This is a genomic window from Mesorhizobium sp. M0768 (assembly GCF_040320195.1).
Lineage (GTDB): Bacteria > Pseudomonadota > Alphaproteobacteria > Rhizobiales > Rhizobiaceae > Mesorhizobium.
The window spans coordinates 1-769 of sequence record NZ_JAMYPD010000112.1 but is presented as its reverse complement, the minus strand read 5'-3'; the positions used below and the strand labels follow the sequence as shown (position 1 = coordinate 769).

1 protein-coding gene is annotated in these 769 nt (G+C 64.0%); it reads left to right on the top strand.

Annotated elements, in window-relative coordinates; translation table 11 throughout:
• Positions 1–769: IS66 family transposase (tnpC, locus tag NKI08_RS34560; RefSeq protein WP_352775994.1), on the top strand; the 769-nt coding region annotated here is incomplete at both ends.

Here is a 769-nt window from a genome sequence, read left to right as displayed (position 1 = left end):
ATGCCGCTGTTCAAGCAGCTCGAAGCCCATGTGCTGGCCGCTTCGCGTCTGCACGGCGACGACACGACGGTGCCGGTCCTGGCCAAGGGCAAGACCGATACCGCCCGATTATGGACCTATGTGCGCGATGACCGACCGTTCGGCGGCGCCGATCCGCCGGCGGCAGTGTTCTACTATTCCCGCGATCGCCGAGGCGAACATCCCGCGACGCATCTCGCCGGCTGGAGCGGCATTCTGCAGGCCGATGCCTTTGGTGGTTATGGCGATCTCTATGCGACGGGTCGTCAGCCGGCGCCTGTTCTGGAGGCCAGCTGCTGGGCCCACAGCCGGCGCAAAGTATTTGAGCTGGCCGATGTCGAAGCGGCGGCGCGCAAGAAGGCGCACGGCGAGAAGCCCAACCTCGTCTATCCGCTGGCGGTCGAAGCCGTGAAGCGCATCGATGCCCTGTTCGATATCGAGCGCGCGATCAACGGCCTGTCGCCGGCCCAACGCCACGCCGTGCGCCAAGAGCGGAGCGCGCCGCTGGTCACCGAGCTCGAGACCTGGATGATCAAGACGCGCGACAAGCTCTCGCGCGGACACGATCTGACCAAGGCCTTCAACTACATGCTGCGCCGCTGGTCATCCTTCACCCGGTTCCTCGACGATGGGCGGATTTGCCTATCCAACAATGCAGCCGAGCGAGCCCTGCGCGGCATCGCGAAGACCGATTCATTATGCACCTCCTTTTCAAATGGCGGAAAACAGCGATTCCTGGTTGTCGTCGTGG